Annotated in this window: 1 protein-coding gene and 1 pseudogene; one reads left to right on the forward strand and one right to left on the reverse strand. The window is 62.1% G+C overall.

Annotated features, from left to right (window positions below):
• Positions 1–559, forward strand: a 559-nt coding sequence (locus ABT116_RS50595) for a quercetin 2,3-dioxygenase (protein ID WP_351648667.1), incomplete at its 5' end; no start/stop codon positions are given.
• Positions 560–596: 37 nt separating this feature from the next.
• On the opposite strand, the pseudogene ABT116_RS50600 reads toward ABT116_RS50595, so the two are convergent.
• Positions 597–1,009 (reverse strand): annotated as a pseudogene (locus ABT116_RS50600) (TetR family transcriptional regulator); the annotation flags it as partial.

A 1,009-nucleotide genomic window follows, 5' to 3' on the forward strand; every position in this document is an offset into this window, starting at 1 on the left:
GACGCACCTGGTGTACGGCGTGCCGAAGGTGCAGGCCGGGTTCTCCGCCGACGCCACGCCGAAGGAGCTGCCGCCGGAGATCAAGACAGGCCTGCGTGCCGGCGAAGGTGACCGATGGGCGAGCATGGACCAACTCAACACTTATCTCGCACGCTCCCGAAACACGGATTCGACGTACTTCGCGATGCACACCAGCGGCGGCAAGAGTCCATACATTCCGTTGCATGTCCACCGTCAGCACACCGAGAACTTCTTCTGCCTCGAGGGCCGGATTCTGTTGCACGCGAACGGTAAGGAAATCCTTCTGACCAAAGGCGACTTCCTTCACGCACCTGCAGGCACCGTGCACAGTTTCTCGTTCGCCGGCCACAGCACCCAGATGCTCGGACTCCTGACCACCGGTGTGTTCGAGAAGTTCTTCGAATACATGAACCGCCCGACCGAGGCTCACGTCCACGTCGAAGGAGGCGACATGACCTTCCCTGGTGAAGGATTCGGGCGCGCTCGTGCCGAACTGGACCTGGAGGTCGTCGGGCCGCCCCCAACTCCCGGCGGATAAAGCGATCTGCGCTCACCTCCGATGACCATTCCCTGAACTAAGAGAGCGTGCCCGCCGAACGAGAGCTGAGAAAGTCGCCGACGGTGGTCACCGGCGCTCTGAGCATCCCCGCGCAAGCATCGATGAGGAAGTAGGCCAACCCGGTCCAGTTGGGCTCGATGGTGTCCTGCTCGAGGCGTGCCTCGTATTCGGCGCAGACGTCGGTGACCATTCGTCCCATGATCCAAGATCGACCGACGAGCACGGGCGCAGGAATATCCGAGAGGAGACCCATCGCCCGCTGAAACACTTCGTCGACCAGCGGATCCGACAGCATGGCAATGAGTTCGATGCCCGACGGCGCCGCCTTCAGTTGTTGTACGAGCCGTGCACGCCAGCTCGGACGAGGCAAGGACGCCAGTTGGTCGGTCCACGGGAGTATGAGGCAGCCCAACAGATCTCGGAGATCCG

It is taken from the genome of Streptomyces sp. NPDC002130, from assembly GCF_040296465.1.
Lineage (GTDB): Bacteria > Actinomycetota > Actinomycetes > Streptomycetales > Streptomycetaceae > Streptomyces.